The sequence below is a fragment of the Novosphingobium sp. NPDC080210 genome, from assembly GCF_050281025.1.
Taxonomy (GTDB): Bacteria; Pseudomonadota; Alphaproteobacteria; order Sphingomonadales; family Sphingomonadaceae; genus Novosphingobium.
In genome coordinates this window covers 92,338-109,144 of record NZ_JBNNWL010000006.1, presented here as the reverse complement: position 1 = coordinate 109,144, position 16,807 = coordinate 92,338, and the positions used below count along the sequence as shown (strand labels likewise).

Genomic DNA, 16,807 nt, shown 5'->3' with positions numbered 1-16,807 from the left:
GTCACAGGCTCCGTGAAGGGCGGGCAGTCAGGGCGGGGTCGAGCATCCGGTCAAGGATCGCGCCGACCTTGGGGCAATGGTCGCTGCCCGGTGCCAGCGGCGTGTCAAAGCGGACCTGCTCTTCCTCCCAGGCAGCGTCGAGCTGCGCCAGGTTGTCCGGATCGTCGGCCGGGGCGATTTCGAATGCCTCGCCGCCTGCCCCAGCCAGATCGGCCAGGATGCGCAAGGGCGCGGCATAAGGCGTTCCGCGCTCCTCCAGCCGCTCGGCCAGGGCGGAGAGGATCACGCCGGGCTGGGCAAGCTCCTCCGCCGCCTGCTCGGGCGGCAGGACCGAGAGGTATTCCAGGAACAGCGGCAGATAGTCGGGCAGCTCGTTCGCCGCGATTTCCAGCCCCTGGGCCAGATAACGCTCGCGCAGGTCGACCATGGCCTGGCCCCGGTCGCGGCTTTCGCCGTGGACGTGTTCAAACAGGTGGAGCGAAACCGCCCGCCCCCGGTCAAACAGGGCGACATAAGCCTCCTGCAAATCGAGCAGGTCATCGTGGGCCAGCTGGTCCAGCAAGGGCGCCAGAGCGGCGCGCTGCTGCGGGCAGAGCAGGCCTTCCTGGGCCAGCGCGGCGGACAGGTCGTCCACCCCGGCCTGCACCTCCTGATCGGGATAGCGCAGCAGGGCGGACAGGACGCGAAGGGTCAGGCGCATATCAGAACACCTCCGAAGGGGTTTGCAGCTTCTTGCGGGCCGGCGCGCCGAACAGGTTGGCATCGCTGCTGCCGCCAGAGCAGCCATTGCCGAACGAGAAGCCGCAGCCGCCGCGTTCGTCGTACATGTCCTCGGCATCCTCGCGGTGGCCGGTCGGGATGACGAAGCGGTCCTCGTAATTGGCGATGGCCATCACGTGGTACATCTCTTCGATCTGCGCGCCGGTCAGGCCGACTTCCCGGGCCATATCCTCGGCCACCACGCCGTTCACCGTCTTGGAGCGCATATAGCCGCGCATGGCCAGCATCCGTTCCAGCGCCTCGACCACCGGAGCTTCCTTGCCCGCGGTCAGCAGGTTGGCGAGGTACTTGACCGGAATGCGCAGGCTGCGGACGTCCGGCATCCCGTTGTGCGCGGCGATCTTGCCCGCGCTGGCCGCCGCGCTGATCGGCGAAAGCGGCGGCACGTACCAGACCATCGGCAGGGTGCGGTATTCGGGATGGAGCGGGAAGGCGACCTTCCATTCCATCGCCATCTTCCACACCGGGGAATGCCGCGCGGCTTCGAGCCAGGCCTCTGGCACGCCATCCTTGCGGGCCTGGGCGATCACTTCGGGATCGTTGGGGTCAAGGAAGATGTCGAGCTGCGCCTGGTACAGGTCTTCCACGTCCTCGGCGCTGGCGGCTTCCTCGATCCGGTCGGCGTCATAGAGCATCACGCCCAGATAGCGGATGCGCCCGACGCAGGTTTCGCTGCAAACCGTGGGCTGGCCCGCCTCGATCCGGGGATAGCAGAAGATGCACTTCTCGCTCTTGCCGGTTTTCCAGTTGAAGTAGATCTTCTTGTACGGACAGCCCGAGACGCACATGCGCCAGCCGCGGCACTTTTCCTGGTCGATCAGGACGATGCCGTCCTCCTCGCGCTTGTAGATCGAACCGGAAGGACAGGCCGCGACGCAGGTGGGATTCAGGCAGTGCTCGCACAGGCGCGGCAGGTACATCATGAAGGTGTTTTCGAACTGGCCGTAAATCTCCTTCTGCACCCCTTCGAAATTGTAATCGGCAGAGCGCTTGGAAAATTCGCCGCCCAGGATTTCCTCCCAGTTGGGACCGCCCTCGATCTTCTCCATCCGCTCGCCCGAAACCAGGCTGCGCGGGCGCGCGGTGGGAAAGGCCTTGCTTTCGCCCGCCTGTTGCAAGTGGGCGTAATCGAACGTGAAGGGTTCGTAATAGTCGTTGATTTCCGGCAGGTCCGGGTTGGCGAAGATCTTGGCCAAAAGCCGCCACTTGCCGCCCATGCGCGGGCGGATCGAGCCGCTGGGCGTGCGCACCCAGCCGCCGTTCCACCGTTCCTGGTTTTCCCAGTCCTTGGGATAACCGATGCCGGGCTTGGTCTCGACATTGTTGAACCAGGCGTATTCCATGCCGTCGCGGCTGGTCCACACGTTCTTGCAGGTGACCGAACAGGTGTGGCAGCCAATGCACTTGTCAAGGTTCAGCACCTTGCCGATCTGGGCGCGGACCTTCATGCTGCGTTCTCCCCTTCGCTCAGGGCCCCTTCGAGCCAGTCGACCTTTTCCAGCTTGCGGACGATCACGTATTCGTCGCGGTTGGAACCGACGGTGCCATAGTAGTTGAAGCCATAGGCCTGCTGGACATAGCCGCCGATCATGTGGGTGGGTTTCAGGATGGCGCGGGTGACGGAGTTGTGAATTCCGCCGCGCTGTCCGGTAAGCGGTGAACCGGGTACGTTCACGATCTTCTCCTGGGCATGGTACATGAACAGGGTGCCTTCCTTCATCCGCTGGGACACGACCACGCGGGCGACCAGGGCGCCGTTCGAATTGAAGGTTTCGACCCAGTCGTTATCGACCAGGCGGGCCTTGGCGGCATCGACTTCGCTCATCCACACGATCGGCCCGCCGCGCGACAGGGTCAGCATCAGCAGGTTGTCGGTATAGGTGGAGTGGATGCCCCACTTCTGGTGCGGGGTGATGAAATTCAGCACCACGTGCGGGCGGCCCTCGGCCTGGTCCAGCATCGGCTTGACCGCCTTGGTATCGATCGGCGGGCGATAGACGCATAGCGCCTCGCCAAAGGCGCGCATCCACTTGTGATCCTGGTAAAGCTGCTGGCGGCCCGTCAGGGTGCGCCAGGGGATCAGTTCGTGGACGTTGGTATAGCCCGCGTTATAGCACACGTGCTCGCTTTCCAGGCCCGACCAGGTGGGCGAGGAGATGATCTTGCGCGGCTGGGCCTGGATGTCGCGGAAGCGGATCTTTTCCTCTTCCTTGGGCAGGGCCAGGTGCTTGTGATCGCGGCCCGTGAACTGCGACAGCGCATCCCACGCCTTGACCGCGACCTCGCCATTGGTTTCCGGCGCCAGCATCAACAGCACTTCGGCCGCGTCGATGGCGCTGTCGATCCGGGCCATGCCCCTGGTCGGCCCGTCATCGCCCACCGTGCCGTTCAGCTTGCGCAGGTTCTCCACCTCGGTCACGGTGTTCCAGCCGATGCCCTTGCCGCCGTTGCCCAGCTTGTCCATCAGCGGCCCCAGCGCGGTGAAACGCTTGTAGAGATTGGGATAGTCCCGCTCTACCACGGCAACCGTGGCCATGGTCTTGCCGGGGACCGGCTCGACCTCGCCCTTGCCCCAGTCGGCCACGTCAAAGGGCTGGGCGATCTCGTTCGCCGTATCGTGCTGGATCGGGGTCAGGACCAGGTCGTGCTCCACCCCCAGCACTTCGGGCGCCACTTCGGAAAAGGTCTTGGCGATCCCCTTGTAGATTTCCCAGTCGCTGCGCGATTCCCACACCGGATCGACCGCCGCGCTGAGCGGGTGGATGAACGGGTGCATGTCAGACGTATTGAGGTCGTCCTTTTCGTACCAGCTGGCCGTGGGCAGGACGATGTCGGAATAGACGCAGGTCGTGGACATGCGAAAGTCCAGCGTGACCAGCAGGTCCAGCTTTCCTTGCGGCGCTTCGTCGTGCCACTTCACTTCCTGCGGTTTCTGGCCGCCCATCTCGCCCAGGTCCTTGCCCTGGACGCCGTGGGCCGTGCCCAGCAGGTGCTTCAGGAAATACTCGTGCCCCTTGCCGGACGAGCCAAGCAGGTTCGAGCGCCAGACGAACATGTTGCGCGGCCAGTTGGCCGGATCGTCAGGATCAAGACAGGACAGCTCCAGATCGCCGCCCTTCAGCGCCTGGGCCACATAGTCCTTCGGCTCCATGCCCGAAGCCTTGGCCGCCCGGCCCAAGTCCAGCGGATTGGTCTTCAGCTGCGGCGCGCTGGGCAGCCAGCCCATGCGTTCGGCCCGCACGTTGTAATCGATCAGGCTGGCGTCCCAATCGCCCTTGGGCGCGGTGGGCGAAAGGATCTCGCCAACGCCCAGCGTCTCGTACCGCCACTGATCGGTATGGGCATAGAAGAAGCTGGTGGAATTCATCTGCCGGGGCGGACGGCTCCAGTCGAGCGCAAAGGCCAGCGCGGTCCAGCCGGTCTGCGGGCGCAGCTTTTCCTGGCCGACATAGTGCGACCAGCCGCCGCCCGACTGGCCAATGCAGCCGCACATCACCAGCAGGTTGATGATCCCGCGGTAATTCATGTCCATGTGGTACCAGTGGTTCAGACCGGCCCCCAGGATGACCATCGACTTGCCATTGGTCGCTTCGGCATTGGCGGCAAATTCGCGCGCGGCGGTGATGATCGCATCGGCCGGAACGCCGGTGATCTTCTCACCCCAGGCCGGGGTATAGGGCGACATGGCGGCATAATCGCGCGCCACGTGTTCGCCGCCCAGCCCCCGGTCCAGGCCGTAATTGGCGCAAAGCAGGTCGAACACCGTGGCGACGTAGGCCCGCCCCTCGGTCAGATCGAGCTGGCGCACCGGCACCCGCTTCATCAGCACGTCGGGATGGTCGGTGCCTTCGAAGTGGTCATGCTCGCGGTTGCCAAAATAGGGGAAGGCCACTTCCACCACCTCGTCGTGATCCTTGTCGAGGATCGCGGTCATCCGCAGCTTTACCTCGCGGCCCTGGCCATCCTTTTCCTCAAGGTTCCACTTGCCCTTCTCGCCCCAGCGGAAGCCGGCAGAGCCGGACGGCACGACCAGTTCGTCGCTCGCCTCGTCAATCGCAACGCACTTCCATTCCGGGTTGTTGCCTTCGTCCAATCCGCCCTTCACGTCAGAGGCGCGCAGCAGGCGTTCGGGCACCAGGCGGCCATCCTGTTCGACCAGGCGGACCAGCATCGGCATGTCGGAATAGCGACGGCAATAGTCCTCGAAATAGGGGACCTGCCGGTCAAGGTGGAATTCGCGCAGGATCACGTGGCCCATGGCCAGCGCCAGGGCCGCATCGGTGCCCTGCTTGGGATTCAGCCACAGGTCGGCGAACTTGGTCGCTTCGGCATAGTCCGGGCTGACCACGGCCACCTTGGTCCCGCGATAGCGTGCCTCGGTCATGAAGTGGGCATCGGGCGTGCGCGTCTGCGGCACGTTGGACCCCCACATCATCAGGAAGCCCGCATTGTACCAGTCGGCGCTTTCCGGAACGTCGGTCTGTTCGCCCCAGGTCATCGGGCTGGCGGGCGGCAGGTCGCAGTACCAGTCGTAAAAGCTCATGCAGGTCCCGCCCAGCAGCGAGAGATAGCGCGAACCGGCGGCATAGCTGACCATCGACATGGCCGGGATCGGCGAAAAGCCGATCACCCGGTCCGGGCCATAGGTCTTGGCCGTATAGGCATTGGCGGCGGCGATGATCTCGTTCACCTCGTCCCAGGTGGAGCGGACGAAACCGCCGTGGCCGCGGATCGCGGTATAGCTTTTGCGCTTGACCGGATCGGCCTGGATCGAGGCCCAGGCGGCGACCGGCGGCAGGCTGCGGCGCGCCTCGCGCCACAGCTTGACCAGGCGCTTGCGGATCAGCGGATATTTCAGGCGCTGGGCCGAATAGATGTACCAGCTATAGCTTGCCCCGCGCGGGCAGCCGCGTGGTTCGTGGTTGGGCAGTTCGGGCCGGGTGCGCGGATAGTCGGTCTGCTGGGTTTCCCAGGTGATGATCCCGCCCTTGACGTAGATCTTCCAGCTGCACGATCCGGTGCAGTTCACGCCATGGGTGCTGCGCACGATCTTGTCGTGCTGCCAGCGCTTGCGATAGCCGTCTTCCCAATGGCGGTCCTCGCCGGTGGTCAGGCCGTGACCGTCGGAAAAGGTCTCCCTCTTCTGGCGGAAGAAGGTCAGGCGGTCGAGCAGGTGGCTCATGCGGGTACTCCTTGGGAAAGGGGGGCAGCGGGCGCGCCGCGTTCAATGTCGTGCAGCAGGCCGCCGCGCCGGGTGTAGGCAAACCAGGTGAGCGCGGCGCAGCTGACGTAGAAGATCATGAAACCGAAGAGCGCCGGCAGGGCCGAACCGCTCAGCGTGATCGAGCTGCCGAACGCCTTGGGGATGTAGAAGGCGCCATAGGCGGCGATGGCCGAGGTGAAGCCGACGATGGCCGCCGCTTCCTTTTCCGCCTTGCGGGTGGCCTCGGCGGCGGACAGCTCGGGCATCAGGCGCGGCATTTCCAGGCGCATGATGTTGGGGATCATCTGGAAGGTTGAGGCATTGCCCACTCCCGTCACCGCGAACATCACGATGAACATGGCCAGGAAGCCACTGAAGTCCTTGGCCTGCAGGAAGTGGACCACGCCCAGGGTCGCCGCGATCATGGCGATGAACACCCAGAAGGTCACCCGCGCCCCGCCCCAGCGGTCGGCCACCCAGCCAGTCGCGGCGCGGCTGATCGCGCCGACCAGCGGGGCGATCCAGACATATTTCAGCACTTCGACTTCGGGGAATTCCTTCTTCGCCAGCAGCGGCAGGCTAGCCGAAAAGCCGATGAACGAACCGAAGGTGCCGGTATAGAGCCAGCACATCAGCCAGTTGTGCTTGCGCTGGAAGATCGCGGCCTGCTCGGCAAAGCTGGCCTTGGCATCGGAAATGTCGTTCATCCCGAACCAGGCCAGCAGGGCCGAGGCGATGATGAACGGCACCCAGATGAAGCCGGCGTTCTGCAGCCACAGGTGCGCGCCGTCCTTGGTCACCTGCGCATCGCCGCCCAGCGCGCCGAAGACGCCGGTGGTGATGACCACGGGCACCAGGAACTGCATCACCGACACGCCCAGGTTGCCCAGCCCGCCGTTCAGCGCCAGGGCATTGCCCTTGCGCGACTTGGGGAAGAAGAACCCGATATTGGCCATCGACGAGGCAAAGTTGCCGCCGCCAAAGCCGCACAGCAGGGCCAGGACCAGGAAGATGAAATAGGGCGTATCCGGGTTCTGCACTGCATAGCCGATGCCGAAGGCCGGGATCAGCAGCGAAGCGGTGGACAGCGTGGTCCACAGCCGCCCGCCGAAGATCGGCACCATGAAGCTGTAGAAGATCCGCAGCGTTGCGCCGGACAGGCCGGGCAGCGCGGCCAGCCAGAACAGCTGGTCCGTGGTATAGTCAAACCCGATCAGCGGCAGCTTGGCCACCACGACCGACCATACCATCCAGACCGAGAAGGCGAGCAGCAGCGCCGGGATCGAGATCATCAGATTGCGCGAGGCAATCCTCTGGCCGGTTTCCTCCCAGAACTGCGGGTCTTCCGGGCGCCAGTCAGCCAGGACCTTGGCCGCCGGAACGGGGCCGTGGCGCGCGGCATCGTGCAGCCCGGCCATTTCCGGGAACTGCGGCAGGGAACGCGCGTCGATCCCGCTGGCCTTGTGCTCCATCTGCCGGATCGCCAGGTGCATCCAGGTCAGGGCCACGGCGACCAGCGCGAAGAGGACGGCAAAGCAGCTGGTCCAGATCCCGGTCAGGTCGCTGACCGCGCCGAACACGATGGGCAGAATGAACCCGCCAAGCCCACCGACCAGGCCAACCAGCCCGCCAACCGAACCGACGTGATCGGGGTAATAGACCGGAATGTGCTTGAACACCGCCGCCTTGCCCAGCGACATGAAGAAGCCCAGGACGAAGATCGCCATCACGAAGGGCACCAGCCCCATCGAGGTGGAGAACCGGATATCGCCCTTGACCCCGTGGATCGTGTAGTCGGTCGCTGGGTAGGACAGCATGAACAGCAGGAACATCGACACGCCAAAGGTGGCGTACATGATCTTGCGCGCGCCATAGCGGTCGGACAGGATGCCCCCATAGGCCCGGAAGACCGAGGCGGAGAGCGAGAACGTCGCCGCCAGCATCCCGGCCACCTTCACGTCGACGCCGTAGACCCCGATCAGGTACTTGGGCAGCCACAGCGCCAGGGCGACGAAAGCGCCGAACACGAAAAAGTAATAGAGCGAAAAGCGCCAGACCTGTTCGTTGCGCAGCGGTTCCAGCTGCTCCTTCAGGCCCTTGGGCTTTTCCCCGCTCAGCCGCCGCGCGGCGAGTTCCGGATCGTCCTTGGCGAACAGGAAGAACAGCACGGCGACCAGCGCCAGCGCGCCCGCCCAGATCTGCGCCACGGCCTGCCAGCCAAAGGCCACCATGATCCAGGGCGCCAGGAACTTGGTCACTGCCGCGCCGACATTGCCCATGCCGAAAAAGCCGAGCGCCGCGCCCTGGCGTTCCTGCGGATACCACTTGGACACATAGGCCACGCCCACCGCAAAGCCGCCGCCCGCCAGGCCCAGCCCCAGCGCGGCCAGCAGCATCAGCGGATAGCTGTCCGCATGGCTGAGCAGCACGGTCGATGCGGCAGAAGCCAGCATGGTCAGGGGGAAGATCACCCGGCCGCCATATTGGTCGGTCCAGACCCCCAGGAACAGCCGCACCAGCGACCCTGTCAGGATCGGCGTGCCGACCAGCAGACCGAACTGCGTGTCGTTCAGGCCCAGCTCCTGCTTTATCTCGATCCCGATGATCGCGAAGATCGTCCAGACCGCAAAGCAGATCGTGAACGCGAATGTGCTAAGGCCCAGCGCCCGGTGCTGTTGTCCCGCGCTGATGGTTTCGCGAAGTGGCATGACGGCTATTCCCTGTTTGGGTGGATAGACGCGGCATGAGGAAATATACGGGGCGAGAGTTGATCCGTATCAAAACGAACCTCCCCGGGGCGGCCATTTCAATTTCGCCTGATCCGGGCCTGAAAATGGCTAGACAGGGATCAACTGGCCAATTGATAGACGTCAAGTGGACTGTTAAGGACGGCCTTCGACAAACAGGATAGAGTCCCCGCGTGCGACCCGGCGAAAGACCAGAAATTGCCCGCCTGCCCCTGTTCCGCGAAATGCAGGAAGAACAGCGCGAGCGGATTTTCTCGGGCGCTTTCCTGCAAGTCTTCCCGCCGCAGCTGACCCTGTTCGAAATCGGCCAGCACGCTGATTTCCTGCACGTTCTGGTCGATGGACTGGTGGAACTTTACGCCACCAGCGCGGGCCGCGACACCACGATGCGGATCATCGAGCCAGTTACCAGCTTCATCCAGGCCGCGGTGGTGACGGACATGCCCTATCTGATGTCGGCACGCACGCTAGCGCCCTCGCGAATCCTGCTGATTCCGGCGCCGCTGATGCGCGAGGTGATCAAGGAAGACACGGCCCTGATGCAGGCGACCATGCGCGAACTGGCGATTGCCTATCGCAACATGGTCCGCGCGCTGACCGACATGAAGCTGCGTCAATCGGCAGAGCGGCTCGGCAACCTGATCCTGCAACAGGAACGGCGCCAGGGCGGCACCGGCAAGGTCCGGCTGCGCGCGGAAAAGCGGCTGCTGGCATCGCTGCTGGGCATGACGCCGGAAAACCTGTCGCGCGCTTTTGCGGTGCTTGGCAGCCACGGCCTCGCAGTCAACGGGGCGGAGCTGACCATCGTCGACCGCGCCGCGCTGGAAGCCTATTCCAAGCCCGATGTCGTGCCCGAGGAACTGTTCTGATCAGAACTTGGCTTCGACCGAGAACCAGGCCTTGGTCGTGTCGGTCGCGAATGCCTTGGCCTCATAGCGGGCCAGCTTGGCGCTGACGGTGAAGGTCTTGTCGACCGGATAGCTCGCCAGCGCGTTCCATTCCCGGCCATAGGCAGTATCGCCCAGGGTAGAGCGATAGTCGTGCCACGCCGCGCGCAGCACCAGGCCCTTGAGCGCGCCCTTGCCGCCGACTTTGTAGGTGGCATCAAGATAGAGATCGCGCAGGCCATTGGCCGGGGTGGTCAGGAACTTGTCGGCCCAGCCGTTGAAGGCATGAAGCGTGGCCAGCGGCGTTTGCACGGCGACAGTGCCATTGCCTTCCAGCCGCTCCAGCCCGCCTTTCACGGTGAAGGCTCCCGCCTTCAAGCCGGGTTCCAGCAAGAGGTAATCCAGCGCAAACTGGCGCGGATTACCGGCAAAGTTCTGCTGGCGAGCATATTCGGCGGCGTAAAGGAGGGCGAACCCCTTACCCGCCGGCAACTCGCCAGCCATCCGCACGCCCAGGGTCTTCGAACTGCTCGCTGGTTGAGGGGGGAGATCCAGCCAGTATCCGTAAGCCGAAAGCGTACCGATGTTCTTGATCGCATAGACGCCGCGCACCGCGTTGATCGCGGTGCTGCGCCAGATGCCCTGCGGCGAATCCGGGCCGAACACCCGGTTCACGCGCCAGGCGTGGAGATAGTCGACCGTCGCGCCCTTGAAGGGCCGCACGGTCAGCCGCGCCGCATCCAGCGTCTGGTCGTTCTGCCGCCAGCCGACCGAGCCGATCCACCGCTGGTTGTCCAGATTGACCGCTTGGCGACCCACCACGGCTTCCAGCTCCTTGACCGGCCTCCACCGGACGAAGGCCTGGTTCAGCAGCACGTCGGCCGGATCGGCGACCACTGGATAGGTGGTCTTGCCATTGACCGTGTCGTTGTAATGCACCGCGCCGAGCGGCTGGATCGCCTCGCCCTCGACCTGCGCGCTCAGGCCATTCCATTCCGCCGTCTTGACCCCGGCGCGCAAACGGATGGTCGAAGCCGTGGCCTTCTGTTCGATGCCTTGCTGGTCGACCAGTTCCAGCCGGTACCGCAGATCCGCATAAGGGGTGATCGGCGCTTCCTCTGCCCTAGCGGCAGACGCGCTGCCCATCAGGACGGCGAGGAGCAGGACCGGGCGGAACGGAGCGTGGTTCATGCCCTGCCCTATCGCGGGACCGATAGGTAGTGTAATTGACTTTTATCAATGCTGGGCATTTCCTGCTGTGGAAGGAAGGCTGTGCAATGATGCCCGATCTGTTTGTCCTGGCCCGCGTGCTCCACGTCGCTTCCATCGTTGGCTGGATCGGCGGCGTCTGGTTCGTCACCTTCGTCATCATGCCGGCCATCACCCGCAGCGAGCCGCCCGCGCTGCGCATGTCGGCCTTCCACCGGATCGAGCAGGGCTTTTCCCGGCAGGCGAAGTTCTGGGTTCTGCTGGCTGGCCTCTCCGGCTTCTGGATGACCGAGCAGGCGGGCCTGTGGAGCCGCTTCGCCCAGGCGCACTACTGGTGGATGCACGCGATGCTGGCGCTGTGGACAGTTTTCGCGCTGATGCTGTTCGTGCTGGAGCCACTGTTCCTGCACCGCCGGATGGATCATTCCGCTACGCCGGAAGCGGACTTTGCCCGCCTCGTGGCGGTCCACCGCCTGCTATCCGTCTTTGCCCTGGTCACGGTGATCGGGGCGATGGGCGGGGCCCATGGGATGTTCTAGGCCATGTCCAACCCGCTCCTCATCCTGTTCGCCGCGCCGCACCGCCTGCCCTTCCTGACCGGCACCCTGGCCTTGGCTGCTGCCGCTGCCTGGTGGTTGTTGCACCTGGGCGGCGGCATGGCCGGGATCGCGCCAAACGCAGGGAGCCTGCCGAGCGCCCTGCTCCATGCGCCGGTCATGCTGCTGATCGTCTATCCGGCCTTCATCTTCGGCTTTCTCCTCACCGTATTCCCGCGCTGGATGGGCCAGCCGGACCTGAGGCCCACGCAGTTCCGGCCGGTCGCCGTCGGTCTGGCTCTGGGCAGCCTTGCGGTCATGGCCGGTCTGTGGAGCGGGCAACTGGCGCTGCTGCACACCGGCTTCCTGTTTGAAGCCGGGGCCTGGGCGCTGGCCATGCTGCACCTCGCCGCAACGATCCGTGCCAACCGGCGCGCGGGCAAACCGCCATGCTGGCACGCGGTTTCCGCCTTGGCGGCGCTTGTAATCGGCTGGTTCGGGCTGGTGCTGGTCATGGTCTTCCTGCTTGGCATGGACCCCCGCTTTCTGCGCCTGGCCAATGTGCTGGCGCTGAACGGCTTCATTCTGCCGGTCTTCCTGACGGTGGCGCACCGGATGGTGCCGTTCTTCGCAGGCAATGTGGTGGCGGGGTACGAACGCTGGCGGCCGGACTGGCTACTCGTTGCATTGTGGGTGCTCCTGGCCTCGCGCATGGGCGGAGAGGCTTTGCTGCATCCCGCCCTATCAGCGCTAGCCTCCGCGGGATTGGCCGCCATCACCGGCCTGATGGCGTGGAAGTGGTGGCCGCGCGGGCCTGCGCCGGGTCTGCTCAAGGTCCTGATCTGGGGCTTTGCCTGGGCGCCCGTGGGCTTTGCCCTCGCCGCTCTTGCCGCTGCCGGTGTGCCGCTGGGCGTTGCCCCGACCCACGCCCTGGCGCTGGGCTTTGCCGGAAGCCTGATGGTCGCCATGGTCACCCGCGTGACGCAGGGCCACAGTGGTCGTCCGCTGGCCATGACCCGCACCGCCTGGTTCGCCTTCGGGGCAATCCAGCTGGCCCTGGCCCTGCGTGTTATGGCCGCGCTGCGCAGTGAAAACGCGCTGCTGCTGGCTGCTGGGTCCGCGACTTTCGCCCTAGGGCTGCTCCCCTGGGTGATCGGCAATGCCGGGATCTACCTCACCCGCCGCAAGGACGGAAAGCCCGGATAGCATTCCCTCAATCCGCGATAGCAGCGCGGAACGCGGCCAGCGCGTGCTCCAGCCTTGCGGCCCACGACGCTTCGTAGCCCGGAGCAGCACGCAGGCCCAGGCGGCGGCGGAAATCGTATCCGGTCACGCGCAAAGGCACGGTCCCCTCTTGCTGCAAAGAGGCTGGGGCAGTGGTGATGCCCAGCCCGGCCGCGACCATTTGCAGGCACCGCTCATCGCTCTCGCTGCGAAGGGAAAAGCGCGGGCGGACCTGGTGGCGGGTGAAGAACCGGCTGGTCTGGTCGAGAATTTCGCAGCTGCGCCGCGCGATCATCACTTCGGCGGCCAGTTCCTCCGGCGCGACCTCGCCCCGCCCTGCCAGTGGATGCGCGGCGGGCACCAACATGGTGTAAGGCTCGTCCAGCAGGACTGTGACGCCCTCGCCCGCCTCGTCCGGGCGAAGCAGGCCGATCATCGCCTGGAGCCGCCCGTCGCTGAGCGCCGCGCGCAGTTCGCTGTCCGTGCCCTCGACCAGTTCCAGGCTGCAATGCGGGTTCAGCGCCCGGACCAGCGCCTGCACCGCCCGCCCGGGCAGTGTCTTGATCAGGCCCAGCTTCAGTTCCGGCCAGTCCGTCCCGCGCACCTCGCCAAAGCGGTCGGCCTCGGCAAATTTGCGTTCCAGCTCGCGCGCCAGCGGCAGGAACCGCCCGCCCGCCTCGGTCAGGCGCAAGTGCCGCCGGTCGCGCACGATCAATTGCGCCCCCACCAGCCGCTCCAGTTCGGCGATGCCCAGCGACAGGGTGGGCTGCGTCACCCGCATCCGCGCCGCCGCCTGGGTAAAGCTGCCAGCATCGACTACGGCAAGGAACTGGCGAACATGGGACCGCTTGATCATAAATTTAATCTATCGACATTCCTTCGTACTTTCAATTTTTCCAATTTCGTTGGCGCGCTAAAACGTGGTTCGTTCTGCTGATTGGGATAGAGGAAGCAACAGGCCATGCGCGCAACGCCCGAATTCGATTTCGATCTGCCCGAAAGCGCCCGGATGATCCGCGATGCCGCGGGCCGGTTCGCGGACGACAAGATTGCTCCGCTCGCCGCGCGCGTCGATGCGGAGGACTGGTTCCCCCGCGCTGAACTGTGGACGGCCATGGGCGACCTGGGCCTGCACGGCATCACGGTGGAACCGGAATGGGGCGGCCTGGGGCTGGGCTATCTCGACCACGTGATCGCGGTAGAGGAAGTCAGCCGCGCCTCGGCCTCGATCGGCCTGTCCTATGGCGCGCACAGCAACCTGTGCGTCAACCAGATCCGCCGCTGGGGCAATGACGAGCAAAAGGCGAAGTATCTGCCAGGGCTGATCTCCGGCGAGCACGTCGGCAGCCTCGCCATGTCCGAAGCGGGCGCGGGGTCGGATGTGGTTTCGATGAAGCTGCGCGCCGAAGCGGTGCCGGGCGGCTATCGCCTGAACGGCACCAAGTTCTGGATCACCAACGCGACCTATGCCGATACCCTGGTGGTCTATGCCAAGACTTCGCCCGAAGCCGGATCGCGCGGGATCACCGCCTTCCTGATCGAGCAGGGCGACGAAGGCTTCTCCATCGGGCAGAAGATCGACAAGGTGGGGATGCGCGGCAGTCCCACGGCGGAACTGGTGTTCAACGATTGCTTCGTGCCGGAAGAACGGATCATGGGCCCGCTGCACGGCGGGGTCGGCGTGCTGATGAGCGGGCTGGACTACGAACGCGTCGTATTGGCCGGGCTGCAACTGGGCATCATGCAGGCCTGCCTTGACACCGTCATTCCCTATGTCCGCGAACGCAAGCAGTTCGGCAAGCCGATCGGCGCGTTTCAGCTGATCCAGGCCAAGGTGGCGGACATGTACGTCGCGCTGCAATCGGCCCGCGCCTATACCTATGCCGTCGCCAAAAGCTGCGATGCCGGCCACACCACCCGCTTTGACGCGGCGGGCGCGATCCTGCTCGCCAGCGAAAACGCATTCCGCGTGGCGGGTGAGGCGGTCCAGGCCCTGGGCGGGGCAGGCTATACCCGCGACTGGCCGGTGGAGCGCTACATGCGCGATGCCAAGCTGCTCGACATCGGAGCAGGCACCAACGAAATCCGCCGCATGCTGATTGGCCGCGAACTGATCGGCGCGGCATGAGCGGGCCGGTCCTGTCCTCCACGCTGAACCCGGACGATCCCGTCGCTGTGGCCCGCGCCGCGCACAACCGCGCGCTGGTGGAGGAACTGCGCGCCAAGGTGGCCGAGGCGGCCCTTGGCGGGAACGAGAAGAGCCGCGAACGCCACACCGCGCGCGGCAAGCTGCTGCCGCGTGATCGGGTCGAACGCCTGCTCGATCCCGGATCGCCCCTTCTGGAAGTGGGGCAACTGGCGGCTGACGGCGTCTATGGCGAGGATATTCCCGGCGCCGGGATCATCACCGCGATTGGCCGGGTTTCGGGCCGACCGTGCATGATCGTTGCCAACGACGCGACGGTAAAGGGCGGGACTTACTACCCCCTCACCGTCAAGAAGCACCTGCGCGCGCAGGAGATTGCCGAGGCGAACCATCTGCCCTGCATCTACCTGGTCGACAGCGGCGGCGCGAACCTGCCGCACCAGGCCGAGGTTTTCCCTGACCGCGATCACTTTGGCCGGATCTTCTTCAACCAGGCCCAGATGAGCGCCAAGGGCATCGCCCAGATCGCCTGCGTGATGGGTTCGTGCACGGCCGGGGGCGCCTATGTCCCGGCCATGTCGGACGAGACGGTGATCGTGCGCGAACAGGGCACGATCTTCCTTGCCGGACCGCCGCTGGTCAAGGCCGCGACGGGTGAGGAAATCAGCGCGGAAGACCTGGGCGGCGGCGATCTTCACGCGCGCAAGTCCGGCGTGGTCGACCATCTTGCCGAAAGCGACGAACACGCCCTGACCATGGTGCGCGATATCGTTTCGCACCTTGGCCGGCGGCATCAGCACGGTCTTCCACTAAAGGAACCGCGCCCGCCAATCTATGACGCGGAAGAGCTCTATTCGATCATCCCGGAAGACGTGCGCGCGCCCTATGACGTGCACGAGGTCATCGCCCGGATCGTCGACGGCAGCGAGTTCCACGAATTCAAGGCGCATTACGGCAGCACGCTGGTCTGCGGCTTTGCCCATATCTGGGGCATGCCGGTGGCGATCCTGGCCAACAACGGCGTGCTGTTCAGCGAAAGCGCACAGAAGGGCGCGCACTTCATCGAACTGGCCTGCCAGCGCAAGATTCCGCTGCTGTTCCTCCAAAATATCTCGGGCTTCATGGTCGGCGGGAAGTACGAGGCAGAGGGCATTGCCAAGCACGGGGCCAAGCTGGTTACCGCCGTGGCAACGGCCAGCGTGCCCAAGATCACCGTGCTGATCGGCGGCAGCTTTGGCGCGGGCAATTACGGCATGTGCGGCCGGGCCTATTCCCCGCGCTTCCTGTTCTCCTGGCCCAATGCGCGCATTTCGGTGATGGGCGGCGAACAGGCCGCATCGGTCCTCGCCACGGTCCACCGCGATGCGGACAAGTGGTCCGATGACGAAGCCGAAGCCTTCAAGGCGCCGATCCGGCAGAAGTACGAAGACGAAGGCAACCCCTACTACGCCACCGCGCGGCTGTGGGACGATGGCGTGATCGACCCGGCCCAGACCCGCGACGTCCTGGGCCTGGCCCTCGCCGCCGCGCTGGAAGCCCCGATGCCGGACCGTCCCGCCTTTGGTGTGTTCAGGATGTGATGACGGATCAGCCTTTTAAGGAACCTCCCCGGAACGGGGAGGGGGACCGCGCGGCAAAGCCGCGTGGTGGAGGGGTGCTGAATGCCTCGAACCGCGCATTCCGGATCGCGAGACGCGAACGGCGCACAGGCAACCTGCCCGAAGTGCTGGTCTGGCGCGAACTGCGCAAGCGACCGGGCGGCCTTAAGTTCCGCCGCCAGCATCCACTGGGCGAAGTGGTCCTTGATTTCGTCTGTCTAGAGCGGCGGGCGGCAATCGAAATTGACGGCCTGGCCCACGACAGGGGTGACCGTCCGCTGCGCGACTTGAACCGCGATGCCTCTTTGCAGTCACGCGGCTTTGCTGTCCTGCGAATTCCGGCGGCCTTTGTGCTGAAAGATCTGAACGCTGCAATCGGCGGCATTGTTGCCTTTTGCCTGAAGCAACCACCCCTCCACCACCAGCCTGCGGCTGGCGGTCCCCCTCCCCGTTCCGGGGAGGTTTTTTGAGAGTCAC

The 16,807-nt window shown here is 65.1% G+C and carries 12 protein-coding genes; 6 read left to right on the top strand and 6 right to left on the bottom strand.

Annotated features, from left to right (window positions below; translation table 11 throughout):
• Position 1: 1 nt before the first annotated feature.
• The 4 genes from narJ to ACQKOE_RS14720 are packed head-to-tail and all read right to left on the bottom strand — an operon-like array spanning position 2 to position 8,691.
• On the bottom strand, positions 2 to 700 hold the full coding sequence (gene narJ / locus ACQKOE_RS14735) for a nitrate reductase molybdenum cofactor assembly chaperone (protein ID WP_427513472.1): 699 nt from the start codon (positions 698 to 700) through the stop codon (positions 2 to 4).
• A 1-nt stretch (position 701) separates the two neighbouring features.
• Complete coding sequence (gene narH, locus ACQKOE_RS14730) at positions 702 to 2,228, bottom strand: nitrate reductase subunit beta (RefSeq protein WP_427513471.1); 1,527 nt, start codon at positions 2,226 to 2,228, stop codon at positions 702 to 704.
• Positions 2,225 to 5,962, bottom strand: coding sequence for a nitrate reductase subunit alpha (locus ACQKOE_RS14725; protein WP_427513470.1), 3,738 nt, complete (start codon positions 5,960 to 5,962; stop codon positions 2,225 to 2,227). The genes narH and ACQKOE_RS14725 overlap by 4 nt, the downstream gene beginning before the upstream one ends.
• Positions 5,959 to 8,691, bottom strand: coding sequence for a nitrate/nitrite transporter (locus ACQKOE_RS14720; RefSeq protein ID WP_427513469.1), 2,733 nt, complete (start codon positions 8,689 to 8,691; stop codon positions 5,959 to 5,961). Before ACQKOE_RS14720 ends, ACQKOE_RS14725 begins: the two co-directional genes overlap by 4 nt.
• A 212-nt stretch (positions 8,692 to 8,903) precedes the next feature.
• Here ACQKOE_RS14720 and ACQKOE_RS14715 point away from each other — a divergent pair, with 212 nt between their 5' ends.
• Positions 8,904 to 9,599: a cyclic nucleotide-binding domain-containing protein gene (locus ACQKOE_RS14715; RefSeq protein WP_374588651.1), complete on the top strand. Its 696-nt coding sequence runs from the start codon at positions 8,904 to 8,906 to the stop codon at positions 9,597 to 9,599.
• Here ACQKOE_RS14715 and ACQKOE_RS14710 read toward each other — a convergent pair whose 3' ends face one another.
• The gene (locus tag ACQKOE_RS14710; protein WP_427513468.1) at positions 9,600 to 10,808 is read right to left on the bottom strand and encodes an alginate export family protein; all 1,209 of its coding nucleotides are present in this window, start codon (positions 10,806 to 10,808) and stop codon (positions 9,600 to 9,602) included.
• A gap of 89 nt (positions 10,809 to 10,897) precedes the next feature.
• Here ACQKOE_RS14710 and ACQKOE_RS14705 point away from each other — a divergent pair, with 89 nt between their 5' ends.
• Positions 10,898 to 11,365: a hypothetical protein gene (locus tag ACQKOE_RS14705; RefSeq protein ID WP_374588665.1), complete on the top strand. Its 468-nt coding sequence runs from the start codon at positions 10,898 to 10,900 to the stop codon at positions 11,363 to 11,365.
• A gap of 3 nt (positions 11,366 to 11,368) precedes the next feature.
• Positions 11,369 to 12,568 carry an NnrS family protein gene (locus ACQKOE_RS14700; protein WP_427513467.1) on the top strand — a complete coding sequence of 400 codons (1,200 nt, stop codon included), beginning with the start codon at positions 11,369 to 11,371 and terminating at the stop codon, positions 12,566 to 12,568.
• Between the two features lie 7 nt (positions 12,569 to 12,575).
• Here the strand turns inward: ACQKOE_RS14700 and ACQKOE_RS14695 are convergent, their stop codons facing one another.
• Positions 12,576 to 13,442: a LysR family transcriptional regulator gene (locus ACQKOE_RS14695; RefSeq protein ID WP_427513466.1), complete on the bottom strand. Its 867-nt coding sequence runs from the start codon at positions 13,440 to 13,442 to the stop codon at positions 12,576 to 12,578.
• Between the two features lie 105 nt (positions 13,443 to 13,547).
• Here ACQKOE_RS14695 and ACQKOE_RS14690 point away from each other — a divergent pair, with 105 nt between their 5' ends.
• The 3 genes from ACQKOE_RS14690 (at position 13,548) to ACQKOE_RS14680 (ending at position 16,800) form a co-directional block, all read left to right on the top strand.
• Complete coding sequence (locus tag ACQKOE_RS14690; protein ID WP_427513465.1) at positions 13,548 to 14,714, top strand: acyl-CoA dehydrogenase family protein; 1,167 nt, start codon at positions 13,548 to 13,550, stop codon at positions 14,712 to 14,714.
• The gene (locus tag ACQKOE_RS14685; protein ID WP_427513464.1) at positions 14,711 to 16,312 is read left to right on the top strand and encodes a carboxyl transferase domain-containing protein; all 1,602 of its coding nucleotides are present in this window, start codon (positions 14,711 to 14,713) and stop codon (positions 16,310 to 16,312) included. Before ACQKOE_RS14690 ends, ACQKOE_RS14685 begins: the two co-directional genes overlap by 4 nt.
• Positions 16,313 to 16,386: 74 nt before the next feature.
• Positions 16,387 to 16,800, top strand: a complete 414-nt coding sequence (locus tag ACQKOE_RS14680; protein WP_427513463.1) for an endonuclease domain-containing protein — start codon at positions 16,387 to 16,389, stop codon at positions 16,798 to 16,800.
• Positions 16,801 to 16,807 lie beyond the last annotated feature (7 nt).